Annotated in this window: 2 protein-coding genes; both read right to left on the bottom strand. The window is 75.3% G+C overall.

Annotated features, from left to right (window positions below; genetic code table 11):
- Positions 1-7: 7 nt before the first annotated feature.
- Entirely contained in the window at positions 8-7,867 is a 7,860-nt protein-coding gene (locus WMF22_RS04615) for a beta-ketoacyl synthase N-terminal-like domain-containing protein (protein WP_438034970.1), read from the bottom strand.
- Positions 7,868-7,878: 11 nt separating this feature from the next.
- Entirely contained in the window at positions 7,879-15,360 is a 7,482-nt protein-coding gene (locus WMF22_RS04610; protein WP_438034969.1) for an SDR family NAD(P)-dependent oxidoreductase, read from the bottom strand.
- Between the last annotated feature and the right edge of the window lie 14 nt (positions 15,361-15,374).

Here is a 15,374-nt window from a genome sequence, read left to right as displayed (position 1 = left end):
GCCCGGCTCACCCCCCGAGCCGCCTCCCGATGAGCCGCGCGGCGAGCTTCCGCAGCCAGTCCGCCCGCCGCGCGTCGGGCGCGACGAGCCGCCCCGTGCGCGCGGCCTCCAGGATCGCCGCCGTCTCCGGCGTCGGGTCGGCGCACGCCTGCAGCACCCGGAAGACCGTCGCGTCCTCGTGCGCGACGCCCGCCTCCTCCACCCAGGCGTCCACCGACGCCGCGAACGCAGGATCCCCGGGGAACGGCTGCTCCTCCGCGTTGCTCGGGCCGAGCCCGTTGATGCCGCTGATCACGAGGTCCTTGCGATCCTTGTAGGTCAGCCCCGCGAGCTCCTCGGGCAGCAGCGGGCGGCCGATCCAGATGTCCTGCACGCCCATGCCGAGCGGGAACTCGAGCCGCCGCTCGAGCGGCTCCGGCGGCAGCGCCCCGGAGAAGCGCACCGGCACCACCGGGACGCCCACCGCGAGCGCCATGTCGATGAACGAGCCGCTCATCTTGCGCACCGGCGTGCGGCACTCGAGCGACCGCGTGCCCTCGACGTGCACCATCACGCCCTTGCCGGCCCCCTGCATCTCGGCCCCGAGCTCCGCGATGATGCTCCCGAGCGACGCCTTGTCCTCGCGATCGAAGTACGTGATCACCTTCGGATCGCGCGCGCCTGGGTACGCGAAGCAGTGCGCGAGCATCGTGCCGAGCCACGTCGTCCGGTGCTCGGCCTTGGCCAGCGTGACCGTCGAGACCCCCGTCAGGCCGGACACGGCGATGCCGAACAGCAGCGACTCCACGCCGACCTGGTGGTTGCCGAGGTAAAGCAGGCTCCGGCCCTTCACGGCGCGGAACGCCTCGGGATCGACGACGTGCACCCGGCGGATGAACCGCTCGATGAGGCCGAAGTACAGGTCCTCCGCCGGCCACCGGCCGATGCCCATGGCCTCGCCCCAGTGGCGGCGGACAGGCGCGATGTCGATCACGGGCGGGCCCGCGTCGCGGACCACGACCTCGGAGCCCTCGCGCGCCACGGCGAACGGCCAGCGCGTGAGCGGCTGCGCCGAGGAGACGCCGTCGAGGGACACGGTCGACGGGTGCACGCCAGCGCGCCGCGCGACGTGATCCTTCACCGCCGCCGCCTCGACGAGGTCGCCCGACGCGGCGTAGAGCTGCGCCACGGTGCCGGGCATCCAGTCCATCGTGCGCACGTCGGCGGGGCTGCAGCGCGCCTCGCCCGACGCCGCGTCGACACGCGAGACAGCGAGGTCGACCGGCGCACGATCGCGCAGGAACGCCCGGCGGATCCCGGGAGGCGCGCCGCCGATCGGCCCCTGCGGGAGCAGCACCTCGACAAGCCGGAGCTCCAGCCAGACGCGCTCTCCCGCCGCGGCCCCTGCCTGCGCGATGGCCTGCACCCGGAACGAGACGAAGCGATCGTCACGGCCCTCGTAACGCACCTCGACGCGCACCGGCGACGCGGGCGCCGGCCCGTACAGGCGGAGCGACGGGATGCGCGACGGGAACGCGATCTGGGCGGGCGGGCACTCTGGATCCCACAGCGACAGCCGGTCGTGCGGGATGGTGTGGGTCAGCGCGTCGAGCATGCCCTGGTGCAGCGTGCCGGGGGGCACCGAGCCCTTCGCGGGGTCCAGCAGCGCCGACGATCCGCGCGCACCGAGCCGGAGCGCCGTGAGGTACTGGAACGCAGGGCCGTGGAACAGCGTCCCCGCGGCGTACGGATCGTCCGCCTCCGGCGCGTCGAGCGCCGGCTCCGGCGCCGGGGCCGGCGGGTAGTCACGGGCCACCCGCACGCGGCCGGTGCACACGGGCTCGAACCGCGAGAGCGCCGGGTTCGATGCCTCGCGCCACGCGAGCAGCCGGACGTCGAGGACGTCGCCCGATCCGGTCGCCTCGGCCTTGACGCGCACCGGCCCCGGCACGGGCAGCCAGCGCTGCACCACCACGTCCTCCACGGCCACGACAACGCTCCCCGGGCGCGCCCGCAACGCGGCGCCGGCCAGCCGGTCGACCATGCTCATCCCGGGGAGCGCCGGGACCGTCCACGTGGGGCGGTGGTCCGCGACCCACCCGTCCGGGTCCAGCACCTCCTCGACGTCGTCGAGCGCCGGCGCCGGCGCGGCCTTCGCCGCGGGCTGCTCCTGCGGGCGCAGGCGCGGGCTCCCGCCCACGGCGCCCGGGAGCGAGGCGAGGCTGCGCGCGCTCGCGCGCGGGTCGAAGCCGACGTCGCGCCGCGCCCGCGGCGAGGCGCCGTCGACGATCCGCACGCCGAGCGTCGCGCCATAGATGCGCAGGCCGTCCACCCAGAGGTAGGACTCGGCGATGACGTAGGGCCCGCGATCGTCGCGGCCGACCTCGAGGATGTCGGTGTCGACGGTCACCCGCCGGCTGGCCGGCAGCACCTGGCCCCGGTACCGCCAGGAGTGCTCGTGCCCCGTCATCACGGGCTCGAACCGCGGGTCGCTGAGGCCCGCGTGGAGGTCCTGGTGCAGCATCCAGAACTGGATCGTCTGCAGCATCGCCTCGATGCCGAGCGAGCCTGGCTGCACGGGATCGCCCAGGAAATGGGCCTTGAAGAACCACTCCGACGCGTGCACGTCCCGCCGCGCGCGGAGCCGGCCGAGCCCCTTCCGGCCGCCGGCCTGCCACAGGCCGTCGATCCGGTCGATCATCAGCAGCGACGGCCGCGCGAGCCCGAGCTTGCCGCCGCAGTACCGCGCGGGGCGCTCGCGGAGATCGACCTCGAAATCGGACGGCTCATCGAGCGCGGCGACCTCCTCGGGCCTCGGCGGGATCCCGATCTGCGTCGCGAGCGCGGCCTTCGGGAAGAAGCCGAACACCGTGTCGAGGTCGTACACCCGCGCGCCGCCGAGGCTGCACTCGACCCGGAACGAGAGGATGATCATGCCGCCCGATCGGGACATGTTCGTGAGCCGCGATCGGGTGCGCAGCGCGCTCACTGCCGGCGCCGGCAGGACCTCGGCGTGCAGGGTGCCCTTGCCGTCGAGGTTGCGGAAGTACAGCGCGTTGTCGGTCGAGAGCGCGCAGCCGGCGTAGCTCGCGAGCCAGCCGCACGTCTGGAGCGCGGCCTCGAGCACCACCGCGAACGGCATCGTGAGGCTCGCGTTCTCGTCGAAGTACCACGCGTCCTCCGGGACGTCGTACTCGACCTCGACCTCGGCGCCGGCCTTCATCGACGCCATGGGGCGCGAGACCGACAGGACCCGGCTCATGAAGTGGTACGGCGGCCCCGGGAGCCGGGCGACGTGCTGGCCCCCGTCGAACCTGCGGTAGAGCGGGCCGAACGCGTCCGACGGCCGGCCCCAGGCGCACGAGAGCAGGCTCCGGTAATCGAACGGGAAGCCGCCGGCGTCCGCGTGTCCCGCCGAGTCGGCGCCGTCCGGCGGCGGCGCGCCCGTCTCGGACCAGGGGACGCGCGCGACCGGCACCGGCTCGACGTGGCCGTCGAGCAGCTCGGGGGCGCTCGTCAGCGGCCAGTCCGGGCTGAGGCGCAGGCCCACGCGGCGGGCGTGGAACGCCTTGAGGCCGTCGACCGTGCACAGGAAGTCGGCGAACACCGTCGGACACGGGCCGTCGTGGACCTCCTCGACGAACACCTCGTACGTGAGCACGCGGCTCGTCGGGACCACCTGGCCGCGGCAGCGGAGCAGGTACGGGATCTCCGGCACGGGCTCGAAGCGGAAGCCGTCCGCGTCCACCGTGAAGCCCATGGCCGCCATGTAGAACGCGAGCGCCTGCAGGCAGCCCTCGAACATGAGCGTCCCCGGCATGCAGGGGTCGTCCTTGAAGTGGCCCTCGAAGTACCAGCCGTCCTTCGTGATCGGCAGCGTGGCCCGGAGATAGCCGCGCTTCCACGGGCCGCCCGCGGGGTCGAACACGTCGACGCGATCGAAGAACAGCATGGGTGGGGCGCTGATCCGCGGCGTCCTGACGTGGGTGCTCAGACGATCGAAGCCGGGGCCGAACGCCGCCGCGCCGTCGCCGGCCGCGAACGCGAGCAGGCCGGCCCGGTCGAACGCGGACTTCCGGCACGCGATCCGGGGCGGATCGAGGCGGGCGGTCGTCGCGGGCTCGGCGGTGTCCGCGTCCCAGAGCACGCCGCCGGAGCTCGCGAGCTCCTCGTCGGTGAAGAAGCCGGCCTGGCCCTTGCGCGTCTTCAGGCGCAGCTCGCCGCCGATCCGGCAGTCGTAGTGGAAGAAGAACAGGCGGACGTCGCCGTGCTTCGCGTGCCCGTCGACGTGGATGTCGTAGACGAGCGTGTCGCCCGGGCGCGGCAGGCCGCCGTAGAAGGTGAGCTCGCAGCCGAGCAGGCGGTAGACGCGCTCGCCCTTGTTCTCGAAGTCCGCGCCGAGCCAGCTGATGAGCAGCAGGTCGGCCTGGCCGCTCTCGATCATGACGCCGGCCGGCATCGCGCCGTCGTGCAGGTACCAGGAGTCCCACCGCACGTCGGTCTCGGTCCACATCGTGCCGAGCTTCATCGAGCCGGGCTCGGCGTCGATCCCGGTGACCCGATCGGCGAGCAGGAGCGGCGGCATCGGCATGCGCACCTGGCGGCGATAGGCGTCCTGCCGGGCGAAGAGCGGGCCGAACACGTCGGAGATCCGGCCCGAGGCGAGGTGCTCTAGCTGCTCGCGGCTGAACCGGGGGCCGCGGGGCGCGACGGAAGGCGCCGCGGAGAGCACCGGCTGGGCGGACGGGCGCGGCGCAGGCGACGGCGGGTACTGGTCAAATTTGAACAGGGAGGCGGGGAGGCGGGGAGAAAAATCGGAGGAAATCTCCCTGTCTCCCCGTCTCCCTGTGATCTTTCCCGGGTAAAGTTGACCATCACCCGACGGCGCGGCGGAGGGGCGCGGCGGCTCGACGACGCGCGGCGGCTCGACGACGCGCGGCGGCTCGAACGGACGCGGCGCCTCAGCGCGGGCGAGCTGCGGCGCAGCGGCGGAGCGCGGCGCCTCGATACGGACCGGCGCGGCGTGGGGCACCTGCGCCAAGGGGGCCTCGACCACCACCGCGGCCGCGCCCGACGACGCCTGCACGAGCGAGTCCAGCGCGCGCTGCCGCATCTGAAGGAACCGGCGGTGGACCTGGGCCTGCTGCTCCGCCCACTCCTTGTGGATCTGCGCCAGCTGCACGGTGAACGCCGCGGCGCCGGCGATCACGTCGCCCGGGATGTCCACGGCAGCGGCCGCGACGACGGCCGGTCCGACCGGCGGCGGCTCCTCTGCGAGGCCCGCGGCGACGGCCGTGACGACCGCCGGCCCGACCGGCGGCGGCTCGTCCCAGGACGGCGCCCGATCCGCGTCGGCGGCAGAGAACCCCGTGGGGCCGGGGTACAGCGGCGGCAGGTCGTCGAGAGCGGACGGCAGAGGCGGCGCAGGTTCCATGGAGTCTCCGGGGGATGAACAGGAGGCCGCGCCGGGCACGACGATCGCCGGCGGGTGGGCGGGGAGCGTCAGCGTCGGCCCCTCCGCCGATCGCGGCGGCGGGAGCGGCGCGGCGGGGCCGCCGGCCCCGATGCGGACCGACAGCGAGCCGCCGCCGAGGCCGGCGCAGCGGACCTCGGCGACCCGGATCTCGTCGGACCACGGCGCCCCGTCGGGCTTGCGGCCGTGACGGCAGGCGAGCACCGCGGCGGCCACGTGCAGCAGGCCCGAGGCGGCGTGCGCGTGGCCGAACCGCGGCGCGAGATCCGTGGACGACAGCACGAGGCCAGGGTCGGACGGCTCGTCCACGACCACGGCCAGGACCGGGTGCCGCTGCCGGACGGCGTCGTCGAGGCGCTCGAGCACGAGCACAACGGCGGCGTCGCCGGGGGGCAGGCGGACGCCGAGCGCCTCGAGCGCGGCCGCGTGGGCGGCCTCGCACGAGAGATCCACCGCGCCGACGATCGCCGCGTCCACCGTGCCGGCGCGCAGGGCGCGGGACGCGACGCGCAGCGCCCAGGGGCCGGACAGCTCCTCGGCCGCGATCGTGAACGACGGTCCACCGACGTCGAGCTGGCTGTTCAGCCGGTTCGCCGGGATGTTGGGCATGTTCCCGACGACGCCCGCCGCCTGCAGCGCGGGGATGATCGCGTCCTTCAGCGCGCCGACGTCGACCGACGGACCGAGCCGCGCCGGCGCCGTCTCGGCGAGCCGCCAGCGCGTCATGTACCGGCACACCTCGGTGTCGGCGCCCATGCCGATCAGCACGGCGGTGCGATCGCGCGGCAGCGCGAGGCCCTCGGTGGCCTCGATCGCCGCCTCGAGCAGCAGCGTCTGCTGGGCGAGCGCCTGCTGCAGATCGCGCGGCGGGAACCGGAGCCGATCCGCGGGCAGCGCGACGGCCGCCCGGCGGGGATCCGCGCCGCGGCCCGAGAGGAGCGGCTCCGCGAAGGCCCGGACGCCGCTGAGCTCACCGACGCACAGGCCCATGGCCACCACGGCCAGGGGGCCTGCCGGCGCGGAATGCGCGGCCGCGACAGCGCGCGAGGCCACGGCGTGGGCGGCGCGGCCCCTCGGCGAGGACGGCTCGTACGCCTCGACGAGGAGGTGGGCGTTGTTCCCGCCGAACCCGAACGCCGACAGGCCCGCGAGCCGCCGCCCCTCCCACCGCTCGGCGCGCTGCAGCACCCGGAAGGGGCTCGAGGCCACCGCCTCGCTCAGCGGATCGGCGTGCAGCGTCGGCGGGCGGACGCCGGCCGCCATCGCGCCGAGCAGCTTGAGGAGCCCGGCAGCGCCGGCCGTCGTCACGAGGTGACCGAGGTTCGACTTGAGCGAGCCGAGCGGGACCTCGCGGGAGCCGAACACCTCCTTGAGGGTCGCGATCTCCGTCGCGTCGCCGAGCGGCGTGCCCGTCGCGTGGCACTCGAGCAGCGACACGTCGCGGGGATCGAGCCCGGCCATGGCGTAGGCGGCCCGCATCGCGCGCAGCTGGCCCTCGACGGAGGGCGCCAGGAGGCCGCGGCCGCGGCCGTCGTTCGACAGGCCGATCCCGCGGATCACGCCGAGGATCGGCCTGCCCGCGGCCTCCGCGTCCGACAGGCGCTCCAGGACCACGAACGCCGCGCCCTCCGCCGGGACCAGGCCGTCGGCCTCCGACGAGAACGGGCGGCTCTGCCCGGTGCGGCTCATGGCCGACAGCGCGCAGAACCCGATGTGCATGAAGAGGTCGTCCGAGCGGCACACCGCGCCCGCGAGCATCCGGTCGGCCTCGCGGTCCTGCAGCCGCTCGCAGGCGAGCGCGATCGCGTACAGCGACGACGCGCACGCGGCGTCGAGCGCGAACGCCCCGGCCCCGAGGCCGAGCACGTCGGCCAGCAGGTGGGCGGGCAGCCCCGACATGAACCGGTTGCGCGGATCGGGCCGCGGGACGCCGGCGAGATCGCCGAGCCACGTCGACTCGGCCCACGCCGACATCGCCGACGACGGGAACGAGAGGTTCCCGAGCACCGCGCCCGCGCGGTCGGACCGGCCCTCGTGCCCCGCCTCGCGCAGCGCCTCGCGGCCCGCGTGGAGCACCCACTGGAAGAGCGGGTCGAGCGCGAGCAGCGACTCCGGCGGCCCGCCCCGCCGCGGGAACGGGTCGCTGGCGAGCACGCGGCGGAAGTGCTCGTCGAACCCGGCGACGTAGCCGCCGCGGTCGCTCCACGCGCGGTCCTTCGCGTCGCGCACGTCACGCGCGCCGCGCGCGGAAGGCCCCTCCTGCGCGAGCGCGCGCTCGCGCGAGAGGCGCCAGCGGCCGTCGGGCGCGGCGGACAGGAGGTCCCGGCCGGCGAGCACGTTGTCCCAGAGGGCCGCGGGGTGGAGCGCGCCCGGGAGGACGCACCCGCGGCCGACGATCGCGATGGGCTCGAACACGCTGGCCTCGATCACGCCTGGCCGCGCGCCGTGTCGGGGCGCAGGACGTACTGAACGTCGCGCAGCTCCGCGACGAGCGAGCCGCGATCGTCGACGAACGCGATGTCGGCCTTCGTGCGATCGCGGGCCACGATCTGCCCGCGCACCACCGCGCGCAGCGGGCCGTCGGACGGCCCCTCGGCGAAGGTGTGCAGCGCGCCCACGGACATCGGGAGCGCCGCGCCGCCGAGCACGTGCTGCGTCCACAGCGTCGCGAGCTGCAGCCCGCCGTCGAGCGCCGCCGGATCGGTCTTCCACGGCTGGGCCACCCAGCCGGCCTCGCGGAGGCCCACCACGGTCCCCGCGATCCCGTCGCGGCTCACGCCGTCGAGCCGCCGGATCACCTGGAAGTCGCGGCCGTGGAAGAGCGTGCGGCCGTCGTACAGCTCGCCGCCGGCGGGCCACGGGCCGAGCTCCGGCGCGGCCGGGCCCTTCGGGGCCACGCGCCCTTCGGGCTGCTGCATCTGGATGGTCGCCGCGTAGTGCAGCGCCCCCTGCGGCCCGCGCAGCTCCGCCGCGAGCACCGCGCCGTGGCCGTTGCTCACCTCGCGGCAGTCGACGCGGAACACCTCGCCGCCGGACTCGTACGCCGCGAGCTTGATCCCGCGCAGGACCCGCACGTCGCGGAGCTCGGTCACGACGAGATCCGGCCTGCACGCGCGCGCGGCGCGGGCGAACCACTCGAGCGCGATCACCACCGGCACCACGGGGACGCCGTTGATGGCGTGATCGCCGAGGTAGGGGTGCGTCGCGCGGTCCGCGCGGACGGCCAGCGCGACCCGGCCGCCGTGGCCCTGGGCCGCGAGCGCCTTCGGCTCCGCGCCGAGCACGAGCTCGACCGCGCCGGGCGGAGCGCCGCCTTGCGCGCCGCGATCACCGCGATCACCCGAGGCGTCGCACAGCTCGTCGAGGAGCATCTTCGCGCCCGCGGCGAGCGGGATGAGCGGCACGCCGAGCTGCGCGAAGTGGGCCTCGAACGCCGCGTTCACCATGCCGCCTTGCCAGGGGCCCCAGCCGAGCGACTTCACCCGGCAGCCGGGGCGGCGGGCTGCCTCGGCGGCCGCGACCTTGTTCAGGACCTCGTTCGCCATCGCGTAGTCGCACTGCCCCTTGTTGCCGCCGCGCGCGGCGATCGAGCTGAAGAGCACGATCGCCTTGAGCGGGTCGCCCGCTGTCGCGCCGAGCAGGGCCCGGAGGCCGTCGACCTTCGTGCTGAACACGCGCTCGAACTGCTCGACCGTCTTCTCGGCGACGAGCTTGTCGGCGAGCACGCCGGCGCCGTGGACGATCGCCGTGACGGGGCCGAGGGCGCCGCGCACGCCGTCGAGCGCCGCGGCCACCGCCCGCGCGTCGTTCACGTCGACGGGGACGTAGAGGGCCTCGCCGCCGGCGGCGCGGATCGCGTCGAGCGTCGCGCGGACCTCGCGGTTCGCGAGGATCTTCGCGACGCCCCGGCCGATCTCGGCCGGGGTCACCCGCTGGCCCGCGGAGGTCGCCGCCTTGACGAGCGCCGCCTTGAGCGCGGCCTCGCCGTCGGCGCCGCGGCAGGCGGCCGGCTCGTCCTCGAGCGCGGTGCGGCCGAGCAGCGCGAACCGCGCGTGGCTGGCCCTGGCGAGCGCGATCAGCGTCGCCGCGGTGACGCCGCGGGCGCCGCCGCTCGCCACGACCACATCGGACGGCCCGAGGGGGAGCGGCCCGGGCTGCGCGTCCTGCCGGACGCTGCGCGGCGTGGTGCGCCGGCCGTCCGCGCGCAGGCCGATCTCGAGCTCGACGCCGCCGGACAGGAGCTCCGAGGTGATGGCCTCCGCGAGCTCGCCGCCCGAGCGGCCGGCCCGCTCGAGGTCGATCGCGCGGCAGGACGCCTCGGGCCACTCCAGCGCCGCGGTCTTCACGAGGCCCGGCAGCCCGCCGACCCAGGCGCGGTCCGAGCCCGCGAGGCCGAAGTCGCCGCCGGTGTCCTGGACCGTGACGAAGAGGGCCGGCTTCGCCGCGATCGCCTGGGCAGCGAGGAACGCCTCGCGGTGGACGGCGAGCGCCGCGTCGGCCGTGGCCAGCTCGCGCAGGCCGCCGAGGAACACGGCGCCGCGCGCGCCGCGGGGCACGGCGGGGGCGTACTCGGCGGCGATCCCGCGCGCCGCGAGGGCCGCGACGAGCGCGGGGCCGATCGCGTCGTGGCCGGTGACCACGAGGGAGCCTGCGTCGAAGAGGCCGGGCATCGCGAGGCCGGCGGCGGGCGCCGGCTCCTCGACGAGCGTCCACCGGCCGAGGGGCGCGGAGGCCGGCTCCTCGGCGGGCTCCGCCGGGGCAGCGCCGGCGGCGGCAGCGGCGGGACCGAGGCTCGCGCGGAGGTGATCGACGACCTGCCCCAGCGTGCGCAGCTGCGCCAGCGCCGACGCGTCGACCTCCGCCAGCCCCGGCGTCCGATCGCGGACCGCCGACAGGATCTCCACCCGCTTGATGCTGTCGATGCCGAGATCGCTCTCCAGCTCCATCTGCAGCCCCAGCATCTCCGCCGGGTAGCCCGTCGTCTCCGCGACGACCGCCATCACGACTCGCTCCACCTCGGCCGCGCCAGGCGCCGCGCCCGAAGCGACGGCAGGCGCGGCGGAAGCGGCGGCAGGCGCGGCGGAAGCGGCGGCAGGCGCGGCTGCGGCGGGCGCGGTGGCGACTGCCGGGCTGGCGCTGGCGGCCGGCAGCGAGGCGCGGAGATGGTCGACGACCTGCCCCAGCGTGCGCAGCTGCGCCAGCGCCGACGCGTCGACCTCCGACAGCCCGGGCGTCCGGTCGCGGACCGCCGACAGGATCTCCACCCGCTTGATGCTGTCGATGCCGAGATCGCTCTCCAGCTCCATCTGCAACCCGAGCATCTCCGCCGGATAGCCCGTCGTCTCCGCGACGACCGCCATCACCACACGCTCCACCTCGGCCGCGCCAGGCGCCGCGACGGACGCGACTGCAGGCGCCGCGACGGCAGGAGCCTTCGCGGCGGGCGTAGCGACAGCCGGGCTGGCGCTGGCGGCCGGCCCAGCGGCCGGCAGCGAGGCGCGGAGGTGGTCGACGACCTGCCCCAGCGTGCGCAGCTGCGCCAGCGCCGACGCGTCGACCTCCGACAGCCCGGGCGTCCGGTCGCGGACCGCCGACAGGATCTCCACCCGCTTGATGCTGTCGATGCCGAGGTCGCTCTCCAGCTCCATCTGCAACCCGAGCATCTCCGCCGGGTAGCCCGTCGTCTCCGCGACGACCGCCATCACGACTCGCTCCACCTCGGCCGCGCCAGGCGCCGCGCCCGAAGCGACGGCAGGCGCCGCGACGGCAGGCGCCTTCGCGGCGGACGCGGCGGCAGCCGGACTGGCGCTGGCGGCCGGCCCGGCGGCCGGCAGCGAGGCGCGGAGGTGATCGACGACCTGCCCCAGCGTGCGCAGCTGCGCCAGCGCCGAGGCGTCGACCTCCGACAGCCCAGGCGTCCGGTCACGGACCGAGGACAGGATCTCCACCCGCTTGATGCTGTCGATGCCGAGATCGCTCTCCAGCTCCATCTGCAGCCCGAGCATGGAGACGGGGTATCCCGTCTTGTCCGCGACAACGTCGAGGACCAACCGCTCGATATCGACACGCGGCGCAGCGGCGACCGCCGCCTGCGTTGCCACGGCGGCCGCGGGCGCGGCGCCGGCCTTGGACACCGCCACCGCCGGCGCCGCGGCCGCGGCCTTCACAGCGGCAGCAGGCGCCGCTGTGGCCGCTTTTGCTGTCACGGCGGGCGCTGCAACGGCCGCCTTCGCGGCCACGGTAGGCGCCGCCTGCGCCGGCAGCGAGACGGCCGTATGGAGCTCCCCGCCTGCGCCGTTCAGGCCGTCCAGCGCCACGCTGCTCCTGCCCTCGCCGGAGCGCGCCGTCGCCGCCGCAGGCCGTACGGACGCCTCCGAGACAGGCCCCACATGCACCGGAGCGAGGAGAACCGGCGCAGGCCGCACCTCGGACACCGTCGTCGGAGCGACCGGGTACGGAGCGCCGGTCGCCAGCGCGGCAAGCCCTGAGAAGGACGCCTCGGCGGCCTGGAGGAAGGCGATGTGGCTCTCGGCCATCGTGCGCTGGTACACGCTGTGGGCTTCCGCCGTGGCGCGCTGCGCCTCCTGGTATGCGGCCAGCCACGACGCGCTAGCCGCCGGCCGCGACGCGCTCACCACAGGCGCCGACGCGCTAGCCGCCGGCCGCGACGCGCTCACCACAGGCGCCGACGCGCTCACTGCCGGCCGCGACGCGCTCACCACAGGCGTCGACGCGCTCACTGCCGGCTGCGGCGCGCTCACTGCCGGCTGCGGCGCGCTCACCACCGGCGCCGACACGCTCGCCACCGCAGACGTCACCGCGCTCACTGCCGGCGCCGACGCGCTCACTGCCGGCGCAGACGCGCGCACTGCCGCCTCCGGCGCGCGCACTGCCGCCTCCGGCGCGCGCACTGCCGCCTCCGGCGCGCGCACTGCCGCCTCCGGCGCGCGCACTGCCGGCGCCGACGCGCGCACTACCGCCTCCGGCGCGCTCACCACCGCCCGCGGCGCGCTCACCACCGCCCGCGCCGCCTCCGGCGCCGGCTTCTGCGCCGCCCGCGGCGGGCTCGCCGCCGGCAGCGCCTTCGCGCCCCCCTGCGGCGGGTACGGCTTCCCGTAGTTGCTGCCGTTGATCTGCAGCGCCAGCTTCGGCTTCGGCAGCGCCCGCGGATCGCTCGGCGCCGCGAAGCCCTCCCACAGGACCCGCGTGTCCAGCGGCACCCCGGCCACGGCGAGCCGCGCCACCGCCTCGAGCAGGCTCGTCACGCCGTGCTTGCCCTTGCGGTCGAGCGCCACCGCCCGGTGCGGCCGGCCGCTCAGGATGTCGCCGACAAGGTTCGTCAGCACCGAGCCCGGCCCGACCTCGACGAACGTGCGCACGCCGTCCGCGTACATCCGCTCGATCTCCTCCACGAACCGCACCGGCTCCGCGAGCTGTCGCGCCAGCCGGTCGCGCGCCGCGTCGCCGCCGCCCGCGTACGGCTCGATCTCCGCGTTGCTGTACACGGGCGCCGCCGGCGCCTCGACCGCGACGCCCGCCAGGAACTCGCGGAGCGGCGCGCTCGCCTCCGCCACGAGCGGCGAGTGGAACGCCGCGGCCACGTCGAGGCGCCGCGCCTGGATCCCGGCGCCCTTCAGCCGCTCCTCCGCGGCCTCGATCGCCGCGACCGAGCCCGACAGCACCACCTGCTTCGGGCCGTTGTGGTTCGCGATCACCACGCCGCCGAGGCCGAGCGCCCGCACCTCGTCGATCCCCCGCGGGACCGCGATCATCGCGCCCCGCTCCGACGACGCCGCGCCCATCAGCTCGCCGCGCCGCCGCGCCACGCGCAGGAGGTCCGCCGCCGACAGCGCGCCGGCCGCGTGCAGCGCCGTGATCTCGCCGAAGCTGTGCCCCGCGAACGCCTCGGCCCGCACCCCGAGCGCCGCGAGCAGCGCGAGGTGCGCGAGGCTCGTCGCGCCGATCGCCGGCTGCGCCCACCGCGTCTCGCGGAGCCGCGCCTCCTGCGCCGCCCGGTCCTCGTCCGAGAACACCGGCCGCGGGAACACCACCTCGTGCAGCGGCGCGTCCGCGATCGCGACGCCCGCCGCCGCGTCCCAGGCCGCGCGGGCCGGGTCGAACGTCATGAGCGCGTCCGCGCCCATCCCGACGTACTGGCTCCCCTGCCCCGGGAACAGGAACGCCACCCGCCCCGGCGCCTCTCCGCTCGCGCAGTGCACGAGCGGCGCCGAGAGCGCCTGCTCCGGCCTCACCTCGAGGTGCGCCGCGACCTGCTCGAGCTTCTTCCTGAGATCCGCCTCGTCCGTCGCGCACAGCCCGAGCCGCGCCGGCCTCGACGCGTCGAACGAGAGCACCGACTCCCGCGCCAGGAAGCGCAGGATCTCGGGCACCTCCGCCTCCTTCGCCAGCGCCCGCGCGCGATCCGCGAGCGCCGCCGGCGTCTCCGCCGACAGGAGGAACAGCTCCGCCGGCAAGGCCCGCACCCGCCACGCCTTCGGCGCCGGGCCCGTGTACTCCTCCAGCGCCACGTGGAAGTTCGAGCCGCCGAAGCCGAACGAGCTCACCGACGCCCGCCGCGGGTGGTCCCCCGGCCGGATCCACGGCCGCGCCTGGGTGTTGAGATAGAAAGCGGTCTTTTCTATGTCGAGCTTGGGGTTCGGCTTGTCGACCTTGATGGTCGGCGGCAGCACCTTGTGGTGCAGCGCCATGATCGCCTTGAACAGGCCGGCCGCGCCCGCCGCCGCCTTGGTGTGGCCGATCTGCGACTTCACGCTGCCGAGCGCGCACCACTGGCGATCGGCGCGCCCCGACTCGTCGAACATCACCCGCAGGCCCTCGAACTCGGCCGCGTCGCCGGCCTTCGTCCCGGTGCCGTGCGCCTCCATCAGCTCCACGGTCTCGGGGCCGTACCCGGCGGCGGCGTACGTCCGGCGGAGCGCCTTCGCCTGCCCTTCCGGCACCGGCGCGTACACGCTCTTGCTCCGCCCGTCCGACGACGAGCCGATCCCGCGGATCACCGCGTAGACCCGGTCCCCGTCGCGCTCGGCGTCGTCGAGCCGCTTGAGCGCCACCATCGCGATGCCCTCGCCGAGCAGCGTGCCGTCGGCCTTGTCGGAGAACGGCCGGCAATCGCCCGACTTCGACAGCGCGGGCGTCTTGCTGAAGCACATGTACATGAACGCGTCGTTCATCGTGTCGCAGCCGCCCGCGATCACGAGATCGGACTGGCCGAGCGCCAGCTCGTTGATCGCCATCGACATCGCCGACAGCGACGACGCGCACGCCGCGTCGGTCACGCAGTTCGTCCCGCCGAGGTCGAGCCGGTTCGCGATGCGCCCGGCCACCACGTTCCCGAGCAGGCCCGGAAAGCTCGACTCCTGCCACGGCACGTAATTGCCCGCGATCTTGTCGCAGGCGCGCTTCACCTCGTCCTCCGGATACCCGAGATCCCGGAGCGCCTTCGCCCACACCGGCCGCTGGATCCGGCTCACCATCGAGGCGAGCAGCTCCTGCGCGGAGGTGACGCCGAGGATCACGCTCATCCGCTCGCGGCTCATCGACTCGAACTGCCCCTGCGCCGCGTCCTCCAGGACCCGCTTCGCCACGATCAGCGCGAGCAGCTGCGTCGTGTCCGTCGCCGGCACGATCGAGGGCGGCACGCCCCACTCGAGCGGATCGAACGGCACGTCCTTGAGAAAGGCGCCGCGCTTCGCATACGTCTTGTCCGGGGCGGACGGGTCGGGATCGTAGTAGTCCTCGACAAGCCAGTGGGTGCTCGGGACATCCGTGATGAGGTCTGTCCCGGACAGGATATCGCGCCAGAAGCCGTGCGCGTCGAGCGAGCCGGGGAAGATGGCGCTCACGCCGACGACGGCGATGTGCGGGATACGCGAAGACGAAGGATGCATGAGGACCTCGGCAG

The organism is Sorangium sp. So ce204 (genome assembly GCF_051526795.1).
In the GTDB taxonomy this organism is placed as follows: domain Bacteria; phylum Myxococcota_A; class Polyangia; order Polyangiales; family Polyangiaceae; genus Sorangium; species Sorangium cellulosum_B.
Note: the sequence above shows the minus strand (reverse complement) of the source record. Positions and strands in the feature narration are given on the sequence as shown.